This is a genomic window from Cyanobium sp. Tous-M-B4 (assembly GCF_024345395.1).
GTDB lineage: Bacteria > Cyanobacteriota > Cyanobacteriia > PCC-6307 > Cyanobiaceae > Cyanobium_A.
Genome location: NZ_JAGQBA010000001.1, coordinates 262,367 through 288,799, shown reverse-complemented (window position 1 = coordinate 288,799; position 26,433 = coordinate 262,367). Strand labels below are relative to the sequence as shown.

Sequence of the window (26,433 nt, the reverse complement as noted above, 5' to 3'; positions counted from 1 at the left end):
CACCCATGGCTTACTTCACCTGGAAGGACACCGGCCTCAGCTCCGACTGCGCCAGCCTGGCCGCCATGGCTGCCCGCTTCGAGGAGGCCGCTGGCCTGATGCGCCGCATGGCCAGCGAGGGCTTTCAGCTGGAACGCCACAGCGATGGCCAGCACATCACCCACCCAGATCCAACCGTATTTGAGGCCTATGGGTTCATCAACGAGGAATCGCCGGTGCGGCAGCTGACGTTGCTGAACTAATCAGTTTCGACGCAGATAGCCCACCAGCCACACCACCACAAACGCCAGGGAGGAAAGCCCCAGGTAGATCAGGGCCCATTTCTGCAAGGTGGCGATGTCCCAGCCAAACAACAGGCCGTTGGCGGCGTCCCCAGCCGTACTGAAACCCAAGGGCAATCCCAACAGCCAAGCCATCAACGCGCCCCAGTGTGCAAAAAGATCAGTCCTATCTTGCTGTCCTGCCCGCGATCCGGGCGACCACCATGACCTTTCCTACCCCCCTCACTCTTCCCGCCACCTTGATGCTGCTCGGCAGCGGTGAGCTGGGTAAGGAGGTGGCCATCGCAGCCCAGCGGCTCGGCTGCCGTGTGATCGCAGTGGATCGCTACGCCAACGCCCCGGCCATGCAGGTGGCTGATGTCGCTGAGGTGGTCGCCATGACCGACCCAGAAGCCCTCAAGGCGGTGGTGCGCCAGCACCGGCCCAATCTGGTGATTCCAGAGATAGAAGCTCTAGCGGTGGATGCCCTCGCGGAGCTGGAGGCGGAAGGCATCTGCGTGATTCCCACCGCTCGGGCCACGGCCGTGACCATGAATCGCGACCGCATCCGCGACCTGGCGGCAGCTGAGCTGGGGCTGCGCACCGCCCGCTTTGCCTATGCCAGCAGCGCCAGTGAACTGGCAAGCGCCGCTGCCGGCCTGGGCTGGCCCGTGGTGGTCAAACCGGTGATGAGCTCCTCGGGCAAGGGCCAAAGCGTGGTGCGGGGTCCCGAAGAGATTGCTGCTGCCTGGGAGGCAGCGCTGGCGGGTGCCCGAGGTGGCGGCGAGCTGGTGATCGTGGAGGAGTTCCTGCACTTCGAGCTCGAAATCACCCTGCTCACCGTGAAGCAATGGCAAGGGCCAACGCTCTTCTGTCCGCCGATCGGCCACATCCAGGAGCGGGGCGACTACCAGTGCAGCTGGCAGCCAGCCCAGATGCCGGCCGCCGCTCTAGAGGCGGCCCAGGCCATGGCCCGCAGCCTCACCGACAACCTGGGCGGCGCCGGCCTATTTGGCGTTGAATTTTTCCTATGCAAAAGGCCCAGCAGCAACTCCGATCAGCCAGATGAGCTTGAGGTGGTTTTCTCCGAGCTCTCACCACGCCCCCATGACACCGGCCTGGTGACGCTGGTTGGCCAGAACCTGAGCGAATTCGAACTGCACCTACGGGCGCTGCTAGGCCTGCCGATCCCGTCGATCCAAAGCCTGGGAGCCGCTGCAAGCCGGGTAATTCTGGCCAACACCGACGGAGCAGCGGTCTCCTACGGCGGGGTAGCGCAGGCCCTCAGCGAAACCGATACGGAGGTGCTGCTTTTCGGCAAGCAGCACGCCCGGCCCCAGCGGCGCATGGGCGTAGCCCTGGCCCGCGGCAGTTGTGAGGCGGAAGCACGCCGGAAGGCAGACATGGCCGCAGCCCACATCCAGGTGCGGGCCTCCAGCTGAACAAGCGGCGCTCACCCCCTGGTGCAGCAGGAATCTGGCCCTTAAGGTGCGCGGAATAGGAGCCGATATGAGCCAGGCCCAGCCCCGCCCGCGTAGCAACCGACGCGAAAGCAGCCGCGGGGCTGTGGTCACCGACCTACGCAACCGTCGCGAGCTGCGTCAAGCAGCGCCAACCACCAACGCCAAACCCCAAACACCGCCAAAGCCTCGACGACGCAAACCGCCAGTTCTGGCCTTCTTACTAGGTATAGGCCTGGGCTATGGACTTGCCGGGCCCCTGCCGCAAATGGCCTCAGGGGTTTGGGCAGCCATGTTGCGCGGACCAAGCCAGCTCACCAGCATGATCAACCCATTCGGAAACGGCAACCGGCGCGTCGTTGTGATCGGCACAGACAAGGTGGGCGAAAACACCGATGTGATGTTCACGGTGCAGCTCAAAGATGGGGTCACCCAGCTCACCCAGGTGCCGCGCGACACCTTCGTGGAATCTGCCGAGTTCGGCGTAATTAAAGCCAATGCCCTCTATGCGTTTGGTGGCATGGGCGTCCTGAAACAGGAACTCACCAGCCTGCTAAATGCTCCAGTGGATCGCTATGTGCGGGTGAATATGCGCGCTGTGGAGCACCTAGCCGATGCCATTGGTGGCGTGGAAGTTGATGTGCCTAAGCGAATGTATTACGTAGACAATGCCCAGAACCTTTACATCGACCTTTATCCAGGGCTGCAGGTGCTGAAAGGTGAGCAACTCGAAGGCTTCCTGCGCTTCCGCCATGACGAGATGGGCGATTTAGGACGGATGGAGCGCCAGAAGCTGGTGCTGGCACAAGTATTTCGCAAACTGGCCCAGCCCTCCACCCTGGCCCAGCTACCGGAATTGCTGAAAGTCGCCGGCGAAGACGTCAAAACCGATCTTTCGCCAGTGGAGATGGGCCAACTGATCTCGGCGATGGCCAGCACCAAACTGAGCACCCAGCAACTTCCGGGCCGCCTGTTCTGGCACAACGACCTCAGCTACTGGATGCCCAACGGCAATAGCCACTACGCCGGGGTTGGCAGCGACCAAGACAGCCAATAGGTTGGTGTTGGATTTGGTCTGGACATGGCCGTCGCAATCACGCTAAATCGCTTGCTAGGCCTTGCTAGTGGTCTGCTGCTAATTACTGGCGTCTATGGCTGCGACGAACTATCGCGCGCCCACCGCAAGGATGACCCCACCTCAGCGCTGAATACAAAGACATCCAAATGGCGTGGCAACTCCTCCGACGGTTCTTACAGCAAGGTTGACCAAGTAAGCACGGGAAAAAACAGCTTTGTCTTCACCGAAACCTGGTACAAAAAAGGTCCTAGACCTATCAAAACCTCAGGCTCTGGCCGCTTCGAAGTATCAAACAGCACCAACATCTACACTTACAGCAAACCCTCGGGAGTGGTGGTAGTGCGCACAGAAGATAGCCCCGACGAGATATCTACAGTAGACACCGTAATTAATACCACCATTCCCCTATTCAAGGTAGGAGAGCAGATTACCTACACGGTGCGGGATTAGGTGACCTATCCAGCGTCTGCACTGCAAACGTAGACCTGATGGCATGGGGATCTTGTTGAAACCAACAACACAGATGCATGTCGCAAGCCTTAAGCTGAGATCAATTGACAAACAGTTTCCTTAGGCCATGGGAATTACTTGGGATTGCGCACAATTAAGCACCCCATGGCATCATCCAGAAAAAACTCTGCTTGAGATTGCATCAGAGGCTGATATCGAGATGGTATCGGCATGCGGAGGCAAGACTATTTGCAGCACATGCAAAGTTGAAGTAATTGAAGGCCTAGATCAGCTTGAGCCTAGGTCGCCAGAAGAACTGCGAATAGCTGAACGGCTAAAGTGGGGAGACAATATTCGCCTTGGATGTGCCACCCGCTTCAAAAGTGGTGGCACAGTGGTAATTAAGCGACTAATTAAGCCCCCAAACGAAAGAAAAGCAGAGAAAAGGCGATTAAAGCAAGACGGACTAGGAGTAATCCGCAGCCTAGCGGTTTTATTTGTTGACCTAAGAGGCTTCACTCCATTATCAGAGAGCATCCCAGCGTTCGATTTGGTATATATTCTCAATCGATACTTTACATCACTCAAGGAAGAGATTATAAAAAATAATGGCACAATAAATCTCTGGGTTGGCGATGAAATGAGTTGTGTCTTCGGCATTAATGAAATGAAGCATTCATCCTATTGCGAAGACGCCGTTCAAACTGCTATCTCGATTAAAAAGAGGATTGGAGTTTTATCAGAAGCATTAAAAAATGAATTTTCTGTAGAAATTGACATCGGCATCGGCATTCACTACGGACCTGCCGTTGTTGGCAATATTGGACCGATTGACGACCTGAGATTTGGCCTTGTCGGAGATGCTGTTAATATTGCAAGCAGAGTAGAAAGAAAAACAAGGGAAATTGGCTGCGACATACTTATCACAAGCAATGTTCGCGATAATCTTTCCGAATCCAAGATTTTATTCCCCCAAGAACACCTTGTAGCCCTTAAAGGTGTAAGCAAAGAGATGGCCGTGTACCCACTCAATTGCACAAGCTGAACCAAGCAAGACTGTGGTTTTTTTAAATTAATTCAAATCCCTAATAATTCAAAACCTCTCCTCAGGCAACCACCACCTCAGGAGGATGCTGCTCCAGCACCTGCTTGAGATACCTGCCCGTGTGACTGGTGGGATGCTCGGCAACCTCTTCTGGGGTGCCCGTGACCACGATCTCTCCTCCCTTATCTCCCCCTTCTGGACCAAGATCCACGATCCAGTCGGCACAACGGATCACATCGAGGTTGTGCTCGATCACCAAGATCGAGTTGCCCTTGTCGACGAGGCGTTGCATCACATCCATCAACTTGTGCACATCAAAGAAGCTGAGGCCGGTGGTGGGTTCGTCGATCAGATAAAGGGTTTTGCCAGTAGCGCGCTTGGAAAGTTCGGTGGCCAATTTCACCCGCTGGGCTTCACCCCCCGAAAGGGTGGGGGCTGGCTGGCCGAGCTTCACGTAGCCCAGGCCCACATCCACCAAAGTGCGCAATCGATCAGCAGCCTGGGGGATGGCTGAAAACACATCGGCGGCCTGCTCCACCGTCATTTCCAGCACATCAGCAATCGTGTGACCCTTGTAGGTCACCTGCAACGTTTCGCGGTTGTAGCGAGCTCCCTTACATACATCGCACTGCACATATACATCTGGCAGGAAGTTCATCTCAATCACATTGACGCCCTGGCCACTGCAGGCCTCACAGCGGCCACCCTTGACGTTGAAACTGAACTGACCAACCTGATAGCCCCGGGCCTTGGCTTCCACCGTGGCCGCAAACACCTGACGGATCGGGTCAAAAGCGCCCGTATAGGTGGCGGGGTTGGAGCGGGGCGTACGACCGATCGGTGATTGATCGATCACGATCACCTTGTCGATCGCCTTGATACCGCGCAGCTCACCTAAGCCAGGTGGAAATGGCACCTTCATGCCCAGCTGGTGCTCCAAGGCCGGATGCAGCAGCTCATTCACCAGGGTGCTCTTGCCACTGCCACTCACCCCGGTGACGCACACCAGCCGCCCCAGTGGAATCTCCACATCGAAGCCGGCAAGGTTGTTGCGCTCGCAGTCCACCATCGTGAGCCGGCGGCTGCCGGTACTGCGCCGCTCAGCTGGAGTCGGAATCGAGCGGCGGCCACTGAGGTAGGCCCCGGTAAGGGAATCCTCGGCGGCCAGTAGATCCTCAAAGCTGCCCTCAGCCACAATGTGGCCGCCGTGCACCCCCGCCCCCGGGCCGATATCCACCACGTAGTCGGCCGCACGAATCGTGTCTTCGTCGTGCTCCACCACGATCAAGGTGTTGCCTAGATCCCGCAACTTCAGCAAGGTATTAAGCAGCCGGTCGTTGTCACGCTGGTGCAAACCGATGCTGGGCTCATCCAGCACGTAGAGCACTCCGGTGAGGCCCGCGCCGATCTGGGTCGCTAACCGAATCCGCTGGGCTTCGCCACCGCTGAGGGTCATGGCGGGCCGATCCAGGCTCAGATAATCGAGCCCCACATCCAGCAGAAACTTCAAGCGCAGTCTTATCTCACGCAACACCAGATCACCGATCTGGATCTGGCGAGGACTGAGCAACGGATCAGCACCCTCGCTCTCTCCCACCCCCATCAGCGACTCAATCCGGCGCAGGGTTTCGCCCACACTCACCGCCGTGAGTTCGTGGATGGCATAGGGCCCCACCCGCACCGCGAGCGCTTCCGGCCGTAATCGCAGGCCGTGGCAGGTGGCGCAGGGCACCAGCTCGAGAAACTTCTCCAGCTTTTGGCGCACAGATTCGCCGCTAGCGTCGCGCAACTGGCGCTCCAGGATCGGCAAGATGCCTTCAAACGGCCGCTCGTAGCCGGCGCTCTTGCGATAGCGGCTGTCGGCCTGAATGGTGATCGGCTCCTGGCTGCCATGCAGCAGCACCTCCTGCTGCTCAGCGCTGAGCTGATTCCAAGGCGTCTTGATCTCAAACTTGTACGCCTCCCCAACCGAATAAAGCAGGGAGAAGTAATAGGAATTGTCCTTATCCGCCCAAGGCGCAATCGCCGCATAAACGGGCAGGGAGGGATCGGGCAACACCCGCTCGGCGGTGAACTTGCGCAGGTGGCCGATGCCGTGGCAATCGGGGCAGGCGCCGTAGGGGCTGTTGAAGGAGAACAGCCGCGGCGACAGCTCCTCCATCACGGCACCGTGCACCGGGCAGGCGAAATTTTCCGAATAGAGCCGCTCCCGCTCCACCCCCTCAGGCAGCTCCTCATCGGCCTTGGGCACCACCTCCACCAGCGCCAGACCATCGCCCCTTTTAAGAGCAGTGCGCAGCGAATCGGTGAGCCGCTCCTGCACCCCCTCGCGGGCCACAAGCCGGTCCACCACCACCTCAATGTTGTGGGCGTGGTTTTTATCTAGCTCGATGTTGTCGGCGAGCTCACGCACTTCGCCATTGATGCGCACCCGCGCAAAGCCCTCGGCCACCAGGCCGCCCAGCAACTTGACGTGGCTGCCCTTCTTGCCGCGCACCACCGGCGCCAGCAATTGGTAGCGGGTGCCCTCGGGCAAGGCCAGGATCTGATCCACCATCTCATCGATGGTTTGGGGCCGAATCGAGCGATCGCACTGGGGGCAGTGGGGTTCCCCAGCCCGGCCGAACAGCAGACGCAGGTAGTCCTGGATCTCCGTCACCGTGCCAACGGTGGAGCGGGGGTTGTGGCTGGTGGATTTCTGATCGATCGAAATGGCCGGTGAGAGCCCCTCGATTGCATCCACATCAGGCTTATCCACCTGGCCCAGAAACTGGCGCGCATAGGCCGAGAGGCTCTCGACGTAGCGGCGCTGGCCCTCGGCAAAGATCGTGTCAAAAGCCAGCGAACTCTTACCGCTGCCGCTCACACCGGTGAACACCACCAGGCGATTGCGCGGAATGGTGAGGTCGACGTTTTTGAGATTGTGCTGACGGGCGCCCCGCACCCGGATCACATCCTCAAAAGAGCCGCCGCTGAGCACACGGCTCGGGTCAAGGGCCTTTTCGTGAACGGTCTGGGCGAGGGTTCTGCTGGCGGCTGCACCATTGGTGGCAGAGCTAGAGGCTGCAGAGCTCTTGGCGCGGGGCATCCTGCAGGTTCAGCAACGATGCACTCTAGGAGCAGTGCCCGGCTAGCTGTCAGCCGAGGGTGTTGATGGCACGAGCCAGGATCACGATGAACACGAGAATCATTGAAGAGCTATGGATCAGCTGCAGAGTCTTGAGTTTGGATCCGATTAACAGATGCCCCTCAGGTGCTGCAAAACAGTTACTGGATAATGTTGTGAAGTAGAGATAATCGATTGGCCCGGGGATCCAGTCGGTCGAATTGAAGCGCACATCCTCGATCGCCTCTTCCGGAAACAGAATTCCCAGCGGTAGCCTGGGCTGCTCGGCGGAGTGAGCATCAGCGCTGATAAGGCGCAAGGGGTAATCGAAATACCAGTACCAGAAAAAAAAACTCAGATTCACCGAGACATACAACAGCAGACCATCCAGCAAAAGTGCATAGGAAGCGATTCCTAGGCGAACGATGCCAAGGTTCAACGAAGCCAGATTGGCTATCACCTCAGCCGAGCCGAGGGCTCCCAGCAGTGCCAGCAGACGGCGCGAACAGGCTGCGTTTCGGCGCAGCCTGGGTAGATAGGCCCACAACAACAAAGCCAGGTACAGCACCAGGCTGAGGGCGTAGGCCAGCATCAGCCCGTAGATGCATGTTACGAGCCAACTGGAGTAGGCGATCTCCCGGTGCAGAAGATGCTGCAGCAGTTGCCAGCGGATCAGCGCGCCGATCAGCACGGAAGCCAGCAACGCGCTCACATAGGGCAACGCGGCACGGGCGCTACTCATAAACCGTGGGCCTCCAGCAAGCTGGCGGCATAGCTACGGGCCTCGCCGGAATCGCCACCCGCCAGTTCGGCCAGCTCCGCCTGACGGGCCTGGGTGTCCCGCAGCTGGGACACCCGCGTATGGGTGACCCCCTCCAACACCTGCTTGGAGACGCGGAAGTGGTGGTCTGCCGCCGCGGCCACCAGGGGTTGGTGGGTGACGCAAAACACCTGGCGCTGCTTAGCCAGGCGGGCCAGCAACTCGGCCATGGCGCCGCTCACCCGGCCACTCACGCCCGTATCGATCTCATCGAAAAGCAGGGTGACGTGCTGGTCTGCCGCGGCCAGACAGGTTTTCAGAGCCAGCAGAAAGCGCGACATCTCACCGCCTGAAGCCACCTCAGCCAAGGGCGCCAGGGGCACACCCGGGTTGGCTGAAAACTGAAACTGCACCGCATCGGCTCCCTCCTCCCCAGCTGGCGCTGGTGCAATCGCCACCGCGAAGCGCACATTGGCCAATCCCATCGGCCGCAGCGCCTGCATCAGTTGCTGCTCCAGGGCAGTGGCGGCCTGGCGGCGGGCGGCGCTGAGCGAGGCATTGGCCTGATCGCGAAGCTGGCGGGCTCGCTGCTCCGCCAACTCCAGGGCCTCCAGGGAAGCTTCGCCACCGCCGGGGGCCAGTTGCTGCCGCAGGCGATCGCGCAGGGCGATCAAACCAACCAAATCCTGGCCATGGCGCCGCTCCAGGGCCTTGAGCTGGGCCATGCGCTCCTGCAGCTCCGCCAAGCTTTCTGGGTCACTATCAAGTCCAGATCCGTAGCGATCCAGATCGCGGGCCAGATCCTGCAAAGCCGCCAAACCGTCACTGCAGCAACTGCGCAGCTCCCTGACGCCGCCATCTAATGCCTCCATCTGCAGCAGCTCCTGTTCGCAAGCTGCCAGGTGGTCCAGCACCGATGGCGCCTGCTCTGCACCCTCCAGCAAGCGGCCCAGCAAAACCATCACCCCCTCCTGCAGCCGCACCCCATGGGCGAGGCGGTTTTCCTCGTTTTGGAGCTGCTGACGCTCCTGGGGATCTTGCAGCTGGGCCGCCTCCAGATCGGCCAGCAGTTGCTCCTGAGCCGCGCGCTGCTGCTCTAGCTGATCCCAGTCGCTGCGAGCCTGCTCCAGCGCCGCCGCCGCCTGTTTCCAATGGCGCCAGGCCGCCGCCACCGGCTCCAGCAAAAGCGGAAGGGTTTCACCGCCAAAGCGATCCAGCCAGCGGCGCTGCTGACCGGGCCGCGCCAGCTGCTGGGTTTGGCCCTGAACGGTGAGATCGAGGAGCAGGGGGCGCAGCTCCTGGATCTGGGCCCGGCTCACCACCACGCCATTGAGCCGATTGCGGCTGCTCAGACGCTCCTCCGTGAGGCGCCACTCGCGCGAAAGCAGCAGTTCGTCCTCCTCAACCTCCAGCTCTTGCTGCTGCAACCAGGCCTGCAAAGGGGGCGAAAGGCTGAAGCTGGCCTCGATCGTGCCGCGCTCAGCGCCGCGGCGCAGCAGCCTGGCGCCGGCGCTGCCCTGGGCACCACCCAAAAGGGCATCGAGGGCATCAAGCAGGATCGATTTACCTGCTCCCGTCTCACCGGTCAACACCGTGAAGCCCTCGCTGAAGCTGAGCTCCAGCCGCTCGATCAGGGCGATGTTGCTGAGGCGCAGTCCCGTGAGCACGTCGGCCTCCGCTAACCGGACTGGGGTACCGGCCAGACCGTAGCGGCAGTGGGATTCGTTTAGAAGGGGGTTGGTGCGCCTTAGCGGTGCTTCGTCCGCCCAACTCCCATGGATCCCGACAACAACCAAACCGAGTTGGGTGACTTTCTGGAGGCCGCTGGCCTGCTGAGCTACGACCCGGCCGCCATCACCCGGATTTACACCGGCCACCCGCAACGGCTATTCCGGCGCCTGTGGCAAACCCTGGTGCCGATCGGGCTCTACCTACTTGGGGTGGGCTTTGATTGGCTCACCGGGCGGCTCAAGGCTACGGAGGTAGCCAGGTCCCGCGCCAAGGAGGCAGCGGATCTAGTGGCTTCACTCGGCCCCGCTTTCATCAAAGCCGGCCAGGCCCTCTCCACTCGGCCCGACATCGTGCCGCCGCTGCTGCTGGAGGAACTTGCCCAGCTGCAAGACCAGCTGCCTGGCTTCGACTCCGCCCTGGCGATGGCCTGCATCGAAGAGGACCTGGGCGCTGCAGTGCTCGATATCTACGAGCAACTCGACGCCGAGCCGATCTCAGCCGCTTCGCTGGGCCAGGTGCACAAGGGTGTGCTCAAGGGGGGTCAAGCGGTGGCCGTAAAGGTGCAGCGCCCGGGCCTGCGGGAGCAGATCACGCTCGACCTCTACATCGTGCGCAACATTGCTTCCTGGCTTAACCAAAACGTCGGCCTAATTCGCTCAGACCTGGTGGCCCTAATCGATGAACTGGGCAAGCGGGTGTTTGAGGAGATGGACTACTTCAACGAAGCCGCCAACGCCGAGCGCTTCGCCGAATTACACGCCCACAATCCCCGGATCACCGTTCCACGCATCTACCACCAGGCCACTAGCCGCCGGGTGCTCACTATGGAATGGATCGAGGGGGTGAAACTCACCAATCTCGAAGCTGTGCGCGGCATTGGCGTAGACCCCGACGACATGGTGAACGTCGGTGTTAATTGCAGCCTGCAGCAATTACTGGAACACGGCTTTTTCCACGCCGACCCCCACCCCGGCAACCTGTTAGCTCTGGCAGATGGCCGGCTCGCCTACCTCGACTTCGGCATGATGAGCGAGGTGAGCCGCGAATCACGCACCGGCCTGATTCAGGCGGTTGTACACCTGGTAAATCGCAGTTTCGACAAGCTGAGTAAGGATTTCGTCAGCCTGGGCTTCCTGGCTGAAGACGTAAACCTCGAGCCAATAGTGCCCGCTTTTGAAAAGGTGTTCGGTCAAGCGATCGAGCAGGGAGTCAGCCGCATGGATTTCAAAGCGGTCACTGATGACCTTTCAGGCGTGATGTATCGCTTCCCCTTCCAGGTGCCGCCCTACTACGCCCTAATCATCCGCTCGCTTGTGACCCTGGAGGGCATCGCCCTCAGCGTTGATCCCGAGTTCAAGATCCTTGGAGCCGCCTACCCCTACTTCGCCCGGCGGCTGATGGAAGACCCCGATCCCACCCTGCGCCAGAGCCTCAAGGAGATGCTCTTCGACGGCGACATCTTCCGCTGGCAACGGCTCGACAACCTGATCGCTAGCGCCTCCCAAGGAGCCCAGCTCGATCTCGAAGGCCTACTTGATCAGGTGCTGAGCTTTCTTTTCTCAGCAAACGGCGGGCTGCTCCGCCAACAGCTGGTAGACGCCATGGTTGGCCGCATGGATGCCATGGCCTGGCAAACCACCCTGCGCATCGGCAAACGCTTACCAGAGCGGTTCCAACCTCCAGGTCTGCGCCGTCACCGTTTGAGCGAAGCGGGTGAACCGCTGCTCGACCTCGAGCCAGTGCGCCAGTTGATGGGGATATTGAAAGCCTTGCCCGGCTTCGAACCCCAGATGCTGCTGCGCCGCCTGCCACGCCTTGTGGGAGAACCCGAACTACGCCAGATGGGAGTTCAACTAGCCAAAGGGCTGGCCGAGCGCAGCATGGTGCGCCTGGTGCGAGATGTGCTCGTCGCAGCCTGAATTTGAAAGCAATCGCCGTAGGCTTATCGCCATGCAAAAAGCGTCGATAGGCCGTAAACGTCAGGCCCTTGTTTCCATCGCCCTGGGCTTAAGCCTGGTAGTTCCTTGGCCTGCGGTCAGTCTGCCGCCAGCTGGTGCTGCTGAAAATCTGGTTTTTGTGAGCGGTGCCTTTCGCCGCTCCATTGCCGTTGCCGACCTGGAGCATCTGGCTAAGACCGGCCAGGCCCGAGGCCTGCTAGCCGATATTTTGAGCTTCAGCCGCCAAAATCCCCAGGAGATCGCCAAGCTGCTGAATCAGTCGGTGAGCCTGCCTGTAGCACTTGTGAGCAGGCTGCTCAACACCCGAATCGGCGAGGCAATCCTGCAGCGCCTAGCTGTAGTTGTGTTCCCGCTCAAGGCATCCCAGGCCGGGATTCCAGCCATGCGCTCCGCCATGGTGCTGGGGGTAGTTGAAGGCAACGGTTCGATATCTGCCCTTTCGTTCTTGCGCGCTTATCCCGCCCAGGAGATGGAAGTGAGCATCCCCGCCTTGATGAACCTGCTCAGCAAAGCCAGCTCGATTACCGAGCTGGTGCGCTTCTTCTCCGAATCACCGCTTGATGGGTTGCGCGGCGACGCGCCAGCAGCTGCGCCGTAGATTCACTGAAGTCACTGTCTAAATCGTGTCCTTGCTCCGTTCTCTGCAGCGTTTGAGCAAGGTCCCCTTTGCTGCCCGTCCCACCATGCAGGACTGGCCTGGCCTGATCGAGGCCTATCGGCGCTGGCTGCCAGTTTCAGAGCGCACACCCGTAATCACCCTGCGGGAAGGTTCCACACCTCTGATCCCAGCCCCGGTGATCGCCGAGCGAATCGGCCGCAGCGTCAAGGTCTATCTGAAATACGACGGCCTCAACCCCACCGGCTCCTTTAAAGACCGGGGCATGACCATGGCGATTTCCAAAGCCAAGGAAGCCGGTTCTGAAGCAGTGATCTGCGCCAGCACCGGCAATACCTCTGCTGCTGCGGCCGCCTATGCCCGCCGCGGAGGCATGCGGGCCTTTGTGCTGATCCCAGATGGCTATGTAGCCCAGGGAAAGCTGGCCCAAGCCCTGCTCTACGGCGCCGAGGTAATCGCCATCCAGGGCAACTTCGACAAAGCCCTGGCGATCGTGCAGGAAGTTGCCAACAAATATCCGGTCACCCTGGTGAATTCGGTGAACCCCTACCGATTGCAGGGCCAAAAAACCGCCGCCTTCGAGGTGGTGGATGCCCTTGGTGAAGCGCCGGACTGGCTTTGCATCCCGGTTGGCAACGCCGGCAACATCAGCGCCTACTGGATGGGATTCAACGAGTACTTAAAAGAGGGCCATTGCCGCAAGCTGCCCCGAATGATGGGCTTTCAAGCGGCTGGTTCTGCTCCTTTGGTGCTGGGACACACGGTTGAGCAGCCAGACACCATCGCCACGGCGATCCGCATCGGCAACCCGGTGAATCGTGAAAAGGCCCTAAACGTGCGCAGCGAAAGCGGTGGCAACTTCATGGCCGTCACCGACGCTGAGATTATCGATGCCTACAAGCTGCTGGGCAGCGGCGAGGGCGTGTTCTGCGAGCCAGCTAGTGCCGCCTCGGTCGCAGGCCTGCTCAAGCACCACCAGGAGGTGCCTCAGGGAGCCACGGTGGTTTGTGTGCTCACCGGCAACGGCCTCAAGGATCCAACTACCGCCATCGAAAACAATGACGCCCGCTTCCATACCGGTCTGGAGGCGGACACCGCCAAGGTGGCCGAAGTGATGGGTTTCTAAGCAATCCCAGGCCAGGCCCAAGCCCAGGCCTAGCCAAAAGCTTCAACCAATCAGCAAAGCGTCTGCTGAACAGCTGGGGAAAAGTCGCCAGAAACCGCGGAGAAGCTCTCGCCTTAGCCAAGTCCCTCGGCCTCAAAGTTTTCCCCAACTACGGGAAACGGCGGAAAAGCCGATTTTTACCCCAGCTGGCCGAGGCCAAACCCCAGGGCTGATCCAGACCAAAGCCAGCTGCAGCAAAGAGATTTTCGGTTTTCCCCGGTTTCCTCAACCCCTACTAAAACGGTTTTAATTTCTTTCTTGAGCTTGATCAATCAAACCCTTAGAAGAACGCAGCAAGACGGATCACCGGCGTTGCGGAATCAGCCGCCCTGTGGAAGCGTGGGGGAGCCCTTGATCAAGCCGTCAGGCTCCCCGGCACAAACGCCATGAAGCTGGTCTGCTCCCAGTCTGAACTCAGCTCCAGCCTGCAGCTGGTGAGCCGGGCCGTGGCAAGTCGTCCCACCCATCCGGTGCTGGCCAACGTGTTGCTCACCGCTGATGCGGGCACGGGCCGACTCAGCCTCACCGGTTTTGATCTCAGCCTGGGCATTCAGACCAGCATCAGCGCCAGCGTTGAGACCAGCGGCGCCATCACCCTGCCGGCCCGGTTGTTTGGTGAAATTGTTTCGCGCCTCTCGAGTGATAGCCCGATCACGCTGAATTGCGCTGAGGGTTCCGAGCAGGTGGAGCTCACCAGCCTTTCGGGCAGCTACCAGATGCGGGGCATGCCTGCCGATGATTTTCCCGACCTGCCCCTAGTGCAGAGCGGTACGCCGATTCGCTTGGAAGCGGAAGCCCTGGTTAAGGGTCTGCGCGCCACCCTATTTGCCAGTAGTGGCGACGAAGCCAAGCAACTGCTCACTGGTGTGCACCTGGGCCTTGATCCGGCCGGGCTGGAATGTGCGGCAACGGATGGCCATCGTCTGGCCGTGCTCCGGCTTGCCCATGCGACCGCCTCTGGCCAAAACGAAGCCGAGGAGCCTTTTGCCGTCACCGTGCCAGCTCGCTCGTTGCGGGAGCTGGAGCGTCTGCTCTCAGGACGTCAATCTGAAGAGCCCTTAAGCCTGTTCTGTGATCGCGGCCAGGTGGTGTTCCTCTGGGCCGACCAGGTGCTCACCAGCCGCAGCCTTGATGGCACCTACCCCAACTACCGCCAGTTGATTCCAGAGAGCTTCACTCGCACGATCAATCTCGAGCGCCGCGCTCTGGTGTCGGCTCTTGAGCGAGTGGCTGTGCTTGCTGATCAGCACAACAATGTCGTCAAGCTCAGTGCCGAGCCCGCCACCGGTCAAATATTGATTCAGGCCGATGCCCAGGACGTGGGCAGTGGTTCTGAAGGACTCGCTGCCACCATCGAGGGTGAAGCGATTCAGATTGCCTTCAACGTGCGCTACCTGCTCGATGGCCTCAAGGCCATGGCCTGTGATCGGGTGCTGTTGCAGTGCAACGCCCCCACCACGCCTGCGATTTTGACTCCTGCGGAAGGGGATCAATTCACCTACCTGGTGATGCCCGTTCAGATCCGCAGCTGACGGTGGCTCCCCTTCCGGAGCAGGTGCTGCTGAGTGAGTTGCTGCGTCGACATGTCCGCTGTGATCAGGGGCTCGATCACGGTGCCGGCGTGCAGGTGTGGATGCATCCCCCTGTTCACCGGGTGCTGGGTTGGGTTTCAAAGCCGTCGGCTTTTGGCAATCGCCGCGAGGTGTGGCGTCTCAACCAGTTGCGGGGCATTGCCGAGCTGGAAGTACTGGTGCAGGGCGAACCAGCCGAAACCGAGCTTGGTGTGTTGGAGAAGTTGCCGACTTTGATCGATGCGGCTGTGCTGGATCGCCGTCAGCAACCGATCGGCACCCTGGCTGATGCCGCCATCGATTTGCGTAGTGGCCGTATTCGTCATTATTTGGTGAGTCGCAGTGATCCACGTCTGCCGGGCAGTAGCCGTTGGCGATTGAGCTTGGATCGCCTGCTGGATCAGCAGCCAGGCCAGGTGCTCACCGCCCTGGAGAGCATCGACGATCTGCCCCTAGCCCGGGCAAGTGTGCGGCAAGAGTTTTTGCGTCGTTCAAGGCGCTGGCGCGATCAGGTGCAGGAGGCGGGCAACCGATTTGAGGAGAGGCTGGAGGGTTGGCTTGAGGAGCCGCCCTGGCAGGAGCCGGAGGGGTTAGATCAGCCCTACGAAACCGATGCCCCCCCTCGCCGCCGCCGTTCTGAACCTCCTGCTGAAGAGGAAGATCCCTGGATTTGAACCCCGCCTAGACCAGTTCCAGTTGCATTGAGGCCCGCTCGGCGAGACTGGAGTGATCTTGCCCAGCTGCACGTGGTTGCCGCCTCTTTCGAAGCACCGGCCTATTCGGTTCCCGATGCCCTCAAGAAGGAGAACCTCAGCCAGGCCGACTACGACGAGATTTGCCGTCGCCTCGGTCGCGCTCCCAATCGGGCCGAACTGGGCATGTTTGGGGTGATGTGGTCGGAGCACTGCTGCTACCGCAACTCGCGCCCGCTGCTGCAGGGATTCCCCACCACCGGACCCCGGATCCTGGTGGGCCCCGGTGAGAACGCTGGCGTGGTGGATCTGGGCGAGGGCCAGCGCCTCGCCTTCAAGATCGAAAGCCACAACCACCCCTCGGCGGTGGAGCCGTTCCAGGGGGCGGCCACGGGTGTGGGCGGCATCCTGCGCGACATCTTCACCATGGGCGCCCGGCCGATCGCCCTGCTCAACGCCCTGCGTTTCGGACCCCTGGAGGACGAGCGCAACGTGGGCCTGATGGAGGGCGTGGTGGCCGGCATTGCCCACTACGGCAACTGCGTGGGCGTGCCCACCGTGGGTGGGGAGGTGGCGTTTGACCCCAGCTACTCCGGCAATCCGCTGGTGAACGCCATGGCCCTGGGGCTGATGGAAACCGAGGAGATCGTCTGCTCCGGCGCTGAGGGGGTGGGCTACCCGGTGATCTACGTGGGCAGCACCACCGGCCGCGATGGCATGGGCGGTGCCAGCTTCGCCTCGGCTGAGCTCACCGAGGCCTCTCTCGATGATCGCCCCGCCGTGCAGGTGGGTGATCCCTTTTTGGAGAAGGGCCTGATCGAGGCCTGTCTGGAGGCCTTCCAGAGCGGTGATGTGGTGGCCGCCCAAGACATGGGTGCTGCCGGCCTTACCTGCAGCTGCTCGGAGATGGCCGCCAAGGGCGGCTTGGGCATCGAGCTCGACCTCGACAAGGTGCCCGCCCGCGAGGCCGGCATGACCGCCTATGAGTTTTTGCTGAGCGAATCCCAGGAGCGGATGCTGTTTGTGGTCAAGCCCGGCCGGGAGGAGGCGCTGATGGCGCGCTTCAGCCGCTGGGGCCTGCAGGCCGCCGTGGTGGGCCGGGTGCTGGAAGACAACATCGTGCGGGTGCTCCAGCACGGCGAAGTGGCGGCCGAGGTGCCCGCCAGCGCCCTGGCGGACGACACGCCGATCAATCACCACACATTGCTAAGCGAGCCACCGGCTGAGATCCAGGCCCACTGGCGCTGGAGCGAGGCCGAATTGCCCGCCGAGTTGCCGTTCAGTTGGAATGACGCCCTGCTGGCGCTCCTCGACGATCCCACCATCGCTTCCAAGCGCTGGGTGTACCGCCAGTACGACCATCAGGTGCAGGCCAACACGGTGGTGCTCCCCGGCGGCGCCGATGCGGCCGTGGTGCGGCTGCGGCCCCAGCAGGGTGAGGGCGCCATGGCGGCAGCCAGCCGTGGCGTGGCGGCGGTGGTGGACTGCCCCAACCGCTGGGTGTCCCTCGACCCCGAGCGCGGCGGCATGGCGGCGGTAGCCGAGGCGGCCCGCAACCTCAGCTGCGTGGGGGCCGAGCCCTTGGCCGTGACGGACAACCTCAATTTCCCTTCGCCGGAAACCCCCACCGGTTACTGGCAGTTGGCGATGGCCTGCCGCGGCCTTTCGAAGGCCTGCAGTGCCCTGGACACCCCGGTCACCGGCGGCAACGTCTCCCTCTACAACGAGACCCGCCTGCCCGATGGCCGCATGCAGCCGATCCACCCCACGCCGGTGGTGGGCATGGTGGGCCTGGTGCACAATCTGGAGCACGTGCGCGGCCAGGCCTGGTGCCAGGTCGGCGATGCCATCTGGCTGCTGGGGGTGCCGCTGGAAATGGGCGAGGCTCCCGCCGATCCACGCTTGAGCCTGGCCGGCAGCAGCTATCTGGAGCGGCTGCATCGAGCCGTAACCGGGCGCCCGCCGGAGATTGATCTGCAATTGGAGCGCGCGGTTCAGGGCTTCCTGCGCCAGGCCATTGCCCAGGGCTTGGTGGCCTCCGCCCACGACCTCAGCGATGGCGGCCTGGCGGTGGCTGCGGCCGAGTGCTGCATCGCCACCATTTCTGTAATGCCTCTGGGGGCCGAGCTGGAGATCCCGGCTAGCAGCGCCCGGTTGGATCGGCTGCTGTTTGCCGAGGGTGGTGCCCGCATCCTTGTGAGCGTGCCCGCAGGCCAAGATGCCTCCTGGCAGCAGGCTCTTGCGGCTGCTGCAGTGCCGGCCGAGCGGCTAGGTGTGGTTACGGCCGCTGCCAGCCTGGTAATCCGCCAAGCAGGCCAGCCTTTGCTTGAGCAGAGCCTGGCGGCACTGGAGGCCTGCTACGAGCAGGCCATCCCGCGGCGAATGGGCGAGGGCGCTCGTGCAGAATGAAATTTCACCGTGATTGTTGATGGGCCTGTGCTGGTGATGCGTCCGGACAAGCCCGAGGAAGCCTGCGGCGTCTATGCCGTGCTGGCGCCGGGGCAACCGGTGGCCAACCTCACTTACTTCGGCCTATACGCCCTGCAGCATCGCGGCCAGGAATCGGCCGGTATCGCTGTGTTTGATGCAGAGCGCAAGGTGCGCCTGCACAAGGACATGGGCCTGGTGAGCCAGGTGTTTGATCAGGCCGTGCTGGAGCGCCTTACTGGCGATCTAGCCATCGGCCACAACCGCTATTCCACCACCGGCAGCAGCAAGGTTTGCAACGCTCAGCCGGTGGTGCTCAACACCCGCATTGGCCCTTTCGCCCTTGCCCATAACGGCAATTTGGTCAATGCAGCCGAGCTCCGCCACGATCTGGCGTCCATTGCCAGCGAGCTCACCTCCACCACCGACTCCGAACTGATCGCTTTTGCGATTCAGCAGGCCGTGAACCGGGGCCTGGATTGGGATGGGGCGATTCGGGCCGCTGCCGAGTGCTGCCGCGGTGCCTTCAGCTTGGTGATCGGCACGCCTGATGGGCTTTTTGCCCTCCGGGATGGCCATGGCATCCGGCCTTTGGTGTTTGGCCATATCGGTGAAACGGAGCAAGCCCAGTGGGTGGTGAGCAGTGAGTCGTGCGGGCTCGACATCATCGGTGCCGCCTTTGATGGCGATGTTGAGCCCGGCGAAATCATCCATTTCCGTCCAGGCCAAGCCGAACCCAGCCGCAGCCGTTGGTGCGAGCAGCCCACCAAGCTGTGCGTCTTCGAGATGATCTATTTCGCCAGGCCTGATAGCCGCTTCTTCGGCGAATCCCTTTATAGCTACAGGGTGCGAATTGGCGAGGCCCTGGCCCGGGAAACACCGGTTGAAGCCGACATAGTCATTGGCGTTCCCGATTCCGGTATTCCGGCAGCGATTGGCTATTCCCAGCTCAGCGGTATCCCGTTTGCTGATGGCTTGATCAAGAACCGCTATGTGGGCCGCACCTTCATCCAGCCCACCCAGGCGATGCGGGAGGCCGGCATCAGGGTGAAGCTCAACCCGCTGCCAGATGTGCTTGCCGGCAAGCGCGTTGTGGTGATCGACGACTCAATTGTGCGGGGCACCACCAGTCGCAAGTTGGTGCAAGCCCTGCGGGATGCCGGGGCCACTGAGGTGCATATGCGGATTAGTTCGCCGCCGGTTACCCATCCCTGTTTCTACGGCATCGATACCGATACCCAGGACCAGCTGATTGCTGCCCGCCTCACCCTGGAAGAAATCGCAACCCATCTTGGCGTCGATTCGCTCGCCTACCTGAGCAAGCAGGGCATGGTGGATGCGGCCCATGCAAATTCCGCCCACTTCTGCACCGCCTGCTTTGACGGCGCCTATCCCATCGAAATGGACGAGCAGGTGAGCTCCAGCAAGTTGATGCTTGAGCCGGCCGGTATCGCTGCCAAGGTGCTGCAAGAGCTCTAAGGGCTGCCTGGTGCCCTCCGTAGTTAGTTGATAAGAGGTATCAGCTCCTGAATTTGCTGGCCTTGGGGCAGCTTCAAGTTGACGCCTATGCCGCTAGTGTCTTCGCCTTCCAGCTCGTTTAAGTCGATTCGGCAGCTCCAGCCCTTATCGGTCAATAGTCCCAATACGGCGCTTCCAACCGCAGCACTTGTTGGGCTTTGCAGGTCGACCAGGTAATCGCCCCGCTGTTGCAGCCGCAGGCCGATCTGACCCATGTCGCCCCGCTGACAGGGCCGCAGGCTCGACACCAGCAGCCGCTTCAGTTGACCACTGGCAGTGGCCAGCACCACTGCGCTTTGGTTTGCGCCGTTGGTTTCCCCTTCCGTTGCAGGCAGGCAGGCGGCACCCACCAGCTGCTCTCCGGGCAACAGGCGCATCAATAGGGGGCCTTGGGCAGCGCGCCCCATCAGGGGCAGCTGGGTTTCATCGAGGCTTAGCCGCAGCACGCGGCCGCTGCTGGTCGCCACTACCAAGGTGTCTCCTTCCTGGCCGGCCACCACCCGCCGCAGGGTCACGCCCTCCTTGAGCTTGAGCACGGTGGTGGCCCGGCCAGACAGTTCCTGAAACTCCTCAATCGGCAGCCGTTTGAAGCGCCCGTCGCTGCTTAGGAGTCCCAGGCTGCCTTGGCCGGGTAGGGGAAGCACCTGCACCACCGCTTCGCCTTCGATGCTGTCGGGAAGGAAGCGCTCCAGCTTCCCCGGCTGCTGGCCGGCGAATTCCCAGCGCAATAAGGCCACCCGGCCACTACCCGTGAAGGCCAGCAGCAGCGGTTGCTCGGCGATCGGCAGGATCAGCCGGGCTGGTGCCGGATGCTCTCCTAGTTGGATGGGTTCATCTAGGTGCAGGCGCCCCAGCATTTGGGCGCTGAGGATTTTCACGGCTCCATCGGCCTGGATCAGTAGCCGGCTTTCAGGGGCCAGGGCGCCAAAGGCTTGCTGGCGCTGCAGTTCGGCGTTGGGGCGGATGGCTGCAGCTCGCTGGGCCACCAGGGCATCGCCGCCCTCCACTAGCCGGGTGCGCCGGGGCGTGGCAAAGCGCTTGCGCAGGGCTTTGAGTTCGGCCACCAGGGTGTCAAGCAGCACGGTGCGGTCGTCCAGCAGGTGGCGCAGCCGCTCGCGTTCCACCGCCAATTCGGCAGCTTCCTTGCGCAGGCTTTCCTGTTCAAGGCCCGTGAGGCGCCGCAGTGGCATCGACAACACCGCATCGGCCTGACGCTCGCTCAGGTCGAGTTGCACCTGTAGGGCCGCTCGGGCACTGGCGGCATCGGGTGCTGCGGTGATCAGGGCGATCACCTGCTGCAGGGCATGGAGCGCCTTGAGCAGGCCTTCCACGACCTCAAGGCGGTCTTCGCAGCGCTTGAGGGCGTGGCGGGTGCGGCGGATCAGGGTCAGTTCCCGGTAGTCCAGGAATTCCTGCAGTAGGCGCCGCAGGTTCAGCTGAACCGGCTGGCCGTTTACCAGGGCCAGCATGATGGCGCCGAAGTTGCTTTGCAGGGCGGTGCGGCGCTGCAGGTCGGCCAGCACGGTTTCGGCGTTGGCGTCGCGGCGGAGTTCAACCACCACCCGCATGCCTTCACGGTCGCTTTCGTCGCGGATATCGGCGATGCCGCCGATCTTGCCGTCATTTACCTGTTCGGCCAGTTTCTCAATCCAGCCGGCTTTGCTGAGCTGGTAGGGCAGCTCGGTGATCACCACGGCGCCGCGGCGATGGCGTCCCTTTCCTGGCTGTACCTCCTCGATGTGGGCGACGCCCCGCATCGGGATGCTGCCGCGGCCCACGAGGTAGGTATCGCGGACCCCTTGCCCCACCAGTACTTCGCCACCGGTGGGAAAGTCGGGGCCGGGCACTAGCTCCAGCAGCTTTTCGTCGCTCAGCTCCGGTTTGCGCACTAAGGCGATCAGGGCATCCACCACCTCGCCCAGGTTGTGGGGCGGGATGTTGGTGGCCATACCCACGGCGATACCGGTGCAGCCATTTAGCAGCAGGAAGGGCAGCTGGGCTGGCAGCACCGTCGGCTCCTGCTGGGAGCCATCGAAGTTGGCCGCGAAATCAACGGTGTCGGCGCCGATTTCATCGAGCAGCGCTTCGTTGGCGATTGGAGCCAGACGGGTTTCGGTGTAGCGCATCGCCGCCGGCGGGTCGTCGTCGACGGAGCCGAAGTTGCCGTGGCCATCCAGCAGGGGATGGCGGCTGGCGAAAGTTTGCACCTGGCGCACCAGGGCGTCGTAGACGGCCTGATCACCATGGGGGTGGTACTTGCCGAGTACGTCGCCGACGACCCGGGCGCATTTGCGGTAGGGACGATCAGGGGTGAGCCCCAGCTCGTGCATCGCAAACAGAATGCGGCGCTGCACTGGCTTGAGGCCGTCGCGTGCATCCGGCAGGGCCCTACCAACGATCACGCTCATGGCGTATTCGAGGTAGGAGCGCTGCATCTCCAGGTGCAGCGCAATCGGCTCGATGCGGGCGTCGTTGCCCGGTCCGATGGATTCGCCTGGTCGCTCCTCGGCCATCCGGTGTTGGGGTCTGGGGCAGCAAGCTGGGGCTCAGCCTACAGATGCTGTCCAGGCCTCCCCATTTACTCCTCGTCGCTGCTTTCGCCCTCCGGGCTGGCATTGGCAAGGGCCCGATCCACCACCGGTTTGAGTTCGGCCAGCTTGAAGAGTTCGGCGGTGGTGCTGCGCAGCTTCGGACCCCAGAGCTGCTCCTTCTGGTGGCTGTCGAGCACGTAGTTGGGTTCGGTGTCGAGGGCCTTGCCAACCAATTCGACAGCTTCGCTGCGATTTTCCGGACCGTTGGCAAACAGACTGGCTGCCAGGGCCAGGGTTGGTTCAGCCGCATCTGGCTTGATCTTCAACACCTCGCGCCAGCGGCTGATGGCCGCCTTTGTATTGCCCTGCTCGAACAACACCAGCCCCTGGTTGTTGAGGGCTTCCCAGAAGCCTTTGCGCAGGGAAGAGGCCCGCTCAAAGGCAGCCAAGGCTTGGCCGCTCTGGCCTAGCAGGATGCGGGCGTTGCCCAGGTCGAAATAGGCGCCGGCGTTGCGCTTATCCAGTTTCAGGCCCTGCTCCAAAAGGCCGATGGCCTCATTGGGTTTGCTGGCCCGCAGGGCTAGGGAACCCTCGGCAAACCAGATTCCAGGGTTGCGTGGATCGAGTTGCTTGGCCTTGGCCAACGATATGCCTGCCTGTTCAAGCTGGTTGCTGCGCAGCTGGGCCTCGGCCAGCAAGACCCAACCGCGAGGATCTTCTGGTAGCAGCTGCACCGTCAGGGCAGCCAGCCTGGCGGCGTCCCTGGCTTGACCAAGTCGCAGCAGCCGGGCCGCCGCCTGGGCGATGCCCAGACCTGCAGCTTCGAGTTCTTGCCGTTGGGGCACGTACACGTAGGGCACCAACGCCCGGGCGGGCAGCCCCGATGTCAGCAGTAGCCCGAGGGCAGCGGGCAGCAGGGCAGTTCTGAAATCAGGGCGCGACCAGCGCGGAGCCATTACGGGGAGACGGGTTTGGCCAGCCTAGGCAGTGCCGCTCCGGCTGGCCCGCAGGTTGCGCCGCCACATCCAGGGTTTGAGTCGGCGCAGGGCCGAGGCTCGCAGCTTGGTATCCCAGTCGGAGTCGCTCCATCCCAGGGCTTCCTCGGCCTGCAGGTTCAGCAGCCAGGGCCGGGGCTGCAAATCCGTATCTTCACTGCTTCGCAGCGGCTGTTGATTCCAGGGACACACGTCCTGGCAGATGTCGCAGCCGGCGACCCAGCCCGCCAATTTGCTGGTGATCGCTTGCGGCAGTTCGGGATCGCGGTTTTCGATGGTGTGAAAGGCCAGGCAGCGGCGGCTGTCCACCACGAAGGGCTCGGTGATGGCGCCGGTGGGACAGGCAGGCAGGCAGCGGCTGCAGCTGCCGCAAAGGGGTGTGGCGGCAGCATCGGCAGGCAGCTCCAAGGTGGTGAGCAGGTGGCCCAGCAGTAGCCAGGAGCCCCGCTCGCGATTGATCAGGTTGCCGTTTTTGCCAATCCAGCCCAGCCCGGCCTGCTCGGCCCAGGCCTTATCCATCAGCGGTGCACTGTCGACGCAGGCCCGCCAACCCACCCCAGGCACCTGCTGCTCCAGCCAGCGACCCAGCTGGCGCAGGCGGCCATCGATCACCCGGTGGTAGTCCCGCCCCCAGCCGTAGCGGGCCACCTTGAGCGCCCCCGGTGCCCGATCGGCCTCCACGTAGTAGTTGAGGCCAACCGCCAGCAGGCTGCGCACCCCGGGCAGCAGTTGCTCCACCGCGCGCCGGCGCGGGTCGGCCATCCAGGCCATGTCGGCTTGATAGCCCGCTGCCAGCCAGCGCTCCAGGGCCGCCGTTCGCAGGCCTAGGCGCTCTCCGGCAGGCACGGCGGCGAGGCCCACAGGGTCAAAGCCAAGCTGCTGGGCTTGCTGTTTTAAACGGAGTGCAAGGTCGTGATGGGCGTTCAGCGTCATCGCCCGTACAGTTGCGCCGTTGTCTAAATCTGCCGCGAGACCCTTCTGTGAGCACTGCTTCCTTCGGCCGCCTGGGCCACCTGTTGCGTTGGCTCGGCCTCACCCTGGTCGTGTTGCTGGCCCTGCAGTTGCTGGTGCTGCTGGGCTCTTGGAACTGGGCTGAAGAGGGATATCGCCAGCTGCTGATGGATCGGCTGGTCAACCAGTCACCGATGGCCTTAGTTGGTTTGCTGCTGATGCTATTTGGCAGTCGCATCGACCATCCGGCCGCTGGCCGCACCCCGCTGCGCTGGCTTGTGGCCGTAGTGAGCATCCTGCTGGCCCTTGCCCTGGTCGTGGCGGTGCCGGTTTCAATCAGCGGCGACCGCAGCCTCTCCGAACAGGCAGACCAGCAGCTGGCTGCTCGCAAGGGTCAGCTGGAAATGGCCCGCGCCCAAATGGACAATCCCCAGGTAATTAACCAATTGATTGCCCAGGCCGCCCAGGCCGGTCAGATCCCCGCTGATGCCACTCCGGAGCAGCAGCAGGCGGCTGCTAAGAGTTTCATGCAGCGCCAGTTGCAGCAGGCCGAAGGTCAGCTGCAGCAGCAACAGCGCGCTCGCGATCTCACGGTCAACCAGCGTCGTTACGGCGGCACTGGTACAGCAGTTGTGCTGGCCATTGGCTTCGTGCTTCTGGCCTTAGTGGCCCTGCTGTGAGGCCGGCTGGCTAAGTTGAAAGCAGATTGCTGAAGGCCGGATCTCCGGATTGTCACTTGGTTCAATCCAGCCCCAGATCGGATCAGCCCCTAGGGGATCGGCTTCAATCCGATCTCAAGAACGATTTGATCGCTGGTTTGCTGGTGGTGATTCCACTGGCAACCACGATCTGGCTGGGCACCACGGTGAGCCGTTTCGTGCTGGCGTTTCTCACCTCTATCCCAAAGCAGTTCAATCCCTTCAACACCCTCAATCCGGTGTTGCAGGAGCTGATCAACCTGGGCGTTGGCCTACTGGTGCCCCTGCTCGGCATCCTGTTGATCGGCCTGATGGCCCGCAACATTGTTGGTCGCTGGCTGCTTGAGTTTGGCGAAGGGACCCTGCTGCGCATCCCCCTAGCTGGCTCGGTTTACAAAACCCTCAAGCAGCTGCTCGAAACTTTTCTCCAGGGCAACTCCAGCAAGTTTCGTCGGGTCGTGCTGGTCGAGTATCCACGCGAGGGTCTCTACGCCCTGGGCTTTGTGACTGGCGCGATCGGCTCTGCCCTGCAGGCAGGCTTCACCGAGCCAATGCTGAGTGTGTTCATTCCCACCGCGCCGAATCCAACCACCGGCTGGTACACCGTTGTGCCAGAGGGTTCTGTTAAGGATCTCGAGATCTCGGTGGAGGATGCTTTCCGCACAATCATTTCCGCCGGCATCGTCAACCCCGACGAGCGCTCCACCCCCAATCGCAGCTTCTCCAGCCTGCTGGCCCAGCTGCGCACTCCCCAACTTTCCTGAGGCAGAACCCACCTGATGCAGAGCCGCACCCTCTCCCGTGAACTGGCCCTGCTGATGCTTGGTCAGACCAGTGATCGCGGTTCGTCTGCCCCGGCCCTGCCAACTGGCATGGAGGGCCTGTTGCAGCAGGTGCTCGCCACCCTCAGCCAGGACGTGCGTGAGTCTCTGGATCGCTCCGCTGAAGACCTGCAGACCGCCCAGCAGCAACTGCTTGATAGCGAGTTGCAGGAGCAGGGTGAGCAGCAGTTGCCCCGGGTGCGCCAGCACCTCAACGCCGGCCTAGTCGCGGCTGAACAGGCCCTTAACCGCCTCTCTGCAAGTCTGGAGTTGCCCCGGCTGCTGATGCTGGCCGACCAAGAAGAGGTGCGCCTCGGCGCCATTGCCCGGGTTGAGGCCGTGCTGCGCGACCGTCAGGCGATCGATGAGCGGCTCGATCGTGTGATGGAAGGGTGGCGTCTTACTCGCCTGCCCCGCATCGATCGGGACATCCTGCGGCTAGCCGCCGTAGACCTCGAGAGCTTCCGCACCCCTCCTGCCGTGGCCTGTAACGAAGCTGTGGAGTTAGCCAATCGCTATAGCGATGAGCAGGGCCGCCGCATGATCAACGGGGTGCTGCGGCGCTTCACGGCAGCTCGTTCAGCGGCGGAGGCCTGAGCA

General features: G+C 62.1%; 22 protein-coding genes. 15 read left to right on the top strand and 7 right to left on the bottom strand.

Annotation, left to right across the window (positions count from 1 at the left end; all coding sequences use genetic code 11):
- Positions 1-5 precede the first annotated feature (5 nt).
- Complete coding sequence (locus KBY73_RS01455; protein ID WP_254935329.1) at positions 6-242, top strand: hypothetical protein; 237 nt, start codon at positions 6-8, stop codon at positions 240-242.
- Here the strand turns inward: KBY73_RS01455 and KBY73_RS01450 are convergent, their stop codons facing one another.
- Positions 243-416, bottom strand: coding sequence for a cytochrome B6 (locus KBY73_RS01450; protein ID WP_193486212.1), 174 nt, complete (start codon positions 414-416; stop codon positions 243-245).
- 68 nt (positions 417-484) lie between these two features.
- On the opposite strand from KBY73_RS01450, the gene purT reads away from it, so the two are divergent.
- The 4 genes from purT to KBY73_RS01430 all read left to right on the top strand — a co-directional run bounded on the left by purT (position 485) and on the right by KBY73_RS01430 (position 4,293).
- On the top strand, positions 485-1,702 hold the full coding sequence (purT, locus tag KBY73_RS01445; protein WP_254935328.1) for a formate-dependent phosphoribosylglycinamide formyltransferase: 1,218 nt from the start codon (positions 485-487) through the stop codon (positions 1,700-1,702).
- 67 nt (positions 1,703-1,769) lie between these two features.
- A complete protein-coding gene (locus KBY73_RS01440; protein WP_254935327.1) occupies positions 1,770-2,777 on the top strand; it encodes an LCP family protein in 1,008 nt (335 codons plus the stop codon).
- Between the two features lie 24 nt (positions 2,778-2,801).
- Positions 2,802-3,248, top strand: a complete 447-nt coding sequence (locus KBY73_RS01435) for a hypothetical protein (protein ID WP_254935326.1) — start codon at positions 2,802-2,804, stop codon at positions 3,246-3,248.
- A 127-nt stretch (positions 3,249-3,375) separates the two neighbouring features.
- A complete protein-coding gene (locus KBY73_RS01430) occupies positions 3,376-4,293 on the top strand; it encodes an adenylate/guanylate cyclase domain-containing protein (protein WP_254935325.1) in 918 nt (305 codons plus the stop codon).
- A gap of 61 nt (positions 4,294-4,354) precedes the next feature.
- Here KBY73_RS01430 and uvrA read toward each other — a convergent pair whose 3' ends face one another.
- From uvrA to recN, 3 genes are read right to left on the bottom strand one after another with little or no spacing between them, the layout of a single operon-like run.
- Positions 4,355-7,381, bottom strand: coding sequence for an excinuclease ABC subunit UvrA (uvrA, locus tag KBY73_RS01425; RefSeq protein WP_254935324.1), 3,027 nt, complete (start codon positions 7,379-7,381; stop codon positions 4,355-4,357).
- 49 nt (positions 7,382-7,430) lie between these two features.
- Positions 7,431-8,090: a hypothetical protein gene (locus tag KBY73_RS01420; protein WP_254935323.1), complete on the bottom strand. Its 660-nt coding sequence runs from the start codon at positions 8,088-8,090 to the stop codon at positions 7,431-7,433.
- Between the two features lie 47 nt (positions 8,091-8,137).
- Complete coding sequence (gene recN / locus KBY73_RS01415; RefSeq protein WP_254935607.1) at positions 8,138-9,826, bottom strand: DNA repair protein RecN; 1,689 nt, start codon at positions 9,824-9,826, stop codon at positions 8,138-8,140.
- A 108-nt stretch (positions 9,827-9,934) separates the two neighbouring features.
- Between recN and KBY73_RS01410 the strand changes: the two genes are divergently transcribed.
- The 7 genes from KBY73_RS01410 to purF all read left to right on the top strand — a co-directional run bounded on the left by KBY73_RS01410 (position 9,935) and on the right by purF (position 19,798).
- Positions 9,935-11,809: an AarF/ABC1/UbiB kinase family protein gene (locus tag KBY73_RS01410; protein WP_254935322.1), complete on the top strand. Its 1,875-nt coding sequence runs from the start codon at positions 9,935-9,937 to the stop codon at positions 11,807-11,809.
- A gap of 31 nt (positions 11,810-11,840) precedes the next feature.
- Positions 11,841-12,446, top strand: coding sequence for an alpha/beta hydrolase (locus KBY73_RS01405; RefSeq protein ID WP_254935321.1), 606 nt, complete (start codon positions 11,841-11,843; stop codon positions 12,444-12,446).
- Between the two features lie 85 nt (positions 12,447-12,531).
- Positions 12,532-13,590 (top strand): threonine synthase, encoded by a 1,059-nt coding sequence (gene thrC / locus KBY73_RS01400; protein WP_254935606.1) that lies wholly within the window; start codon positions 12,532-12,534, stop codon positions 13,588-13,590.
- 425 nt (positions 13,591-14,015) lie between these two features.
- On the top strand, positions 14,016-15,161 hold the full coding sequence (gene dnaN, locus KBY73_RS01395) for a DNA polymerase III subunit beta (RefSeq protein ID WP_254935320.1): 1,146 nt from the start codon (positions 14,016-14,018) through the stop codon (positions 15,159-15,161).
- A gap of 2 nt (positions 15,162-15,163) precedes the next feature.
- Positions 15,164-15,874, top strand: coding sequence for an RNA methyltransferase (locus tag KBY73_RS01390; RefSeq protein WP_254935319.1), 711 nt, complete (start codon positions 15,164-15,166; stop codon positions 15,872-15,874).
- 72 nt (positions 15,875-15,946) lie between these two features.
- Positions 15,947-18,301, top strand: a complete 2,355-nt coding sequence (gene purL / locus KBY73_RS01385; RefSeq protein ID WP_254935318.1) for a phosphoribosylformylglycinamidine synthase subunit PurL — start codon at positions 15,947-15,949, stop codon at positions 18,299-18,301.
- Between the two features lie 36 nt (positions 18,302-18,337).
- Positions 18,338-19,798: an amidophosphoribosyltransferase gene (gene purF, locus KBY73_RS01380; RefSeq protein ID WP_254935317.1), complete on the top strand. Its 1,461-nt coding sequence runs from the start codon at positions 18,338-18,340 to the stop codon at positions 19,796-19,798.
- Positions 19,799-19,821: 23 nt separating this feature from the next.
- Here the strand turns inward: purF and KBY73_RS01375 are convergent, their stop codons facing one another.
- From KBY73_RS01375 to queG, 3 genes are all read right to left on the bottom strand, one after another.
- Positions 19,822-22,350, bottom strand: coding sequence for a DNA topoisomerase (ATP-hydrolyzing) subunit A (locus KBY73_RS01375; RefSeq protein ID WP_254935316.1), 2,529 nt, complete (start codon positions 22,348-22,350; stop codon positions 19,822-19,824).
- A 65-nt stretch (positions 22,351-22,415) separates the two neighbouring features.
- Entirely contained in the window at positions 22,416-23,324 is a 909-nt protein-coding gene (locus KBY73_RS01370; RefSeq protein ID WP_254935315.1) for a tetratricopeptide repeat protein, read from the bottom strand.
- Between the two features lie 24 nt (positions 23,325-23,348).
- Positions 23,349-24,296, bottom strand: a complete 948-nt coding sequence (gene queG / locus KBY73_RS01365; protein WP_254935314.1) for a tRNA epoxyqueuosine(34) reductase QueG — start codon at positions 24,294-24,296, stop codon at positions 23,349-23,351.
- A 47-nt stretch (positions 24,297-24,343) separates the two neighbouring features.
- Here queG and KBY73_RS01360 point away from each other — a divergent pair, with 47 nt between their 5' ends.
- Genes KBY73_RS01360 through nusB form a run of 3 tightly spaced genes read left to right on the top strand, consistent with a single transcriptional unit; the run spans position 24,344 to position 26,430 of the window.
- Positions 24,344-24,994 carry an HpsJ family protein gene (locus tag KBY73_RS01360; protein ID WP_254935313.1) on the top strand — a complete coding sequence of 217 codons (651 nt, stop codon included), beginning with the start codon at positions 24,344-24,346 and terminating at the stop codon, positions 24,992-24,994.
- A gap of 56 nt (positions 24,995-25,050) precedes the next feature.
- Positions 25,051-25,776 (top strand): DUF502 domain-containing protein, encoded by a 726-nt coding sequence (locus KBY73_RS01355; RefSeq protein WP_106632521.1) that lies wholly within the window; start codon positions 25,051-25,053, stop codon positions 25,774-25,776.
- Positions 25,777-25,791: 15 nt separating this feature from the next.
- Positions 25,792-26,430 (top strand): transcription antitermination factor NusB, encoded by a 639-nt coding sequence (nusB, locus tag KBY73_RS01350; protein ID WP_254935312.1) that lies wholly within the window; start codon positions 25,792-25,794, stop codon positions 26,428-26,430.
- Positions 26,431-26,433 lie beyond the last annotated feature (3 nt).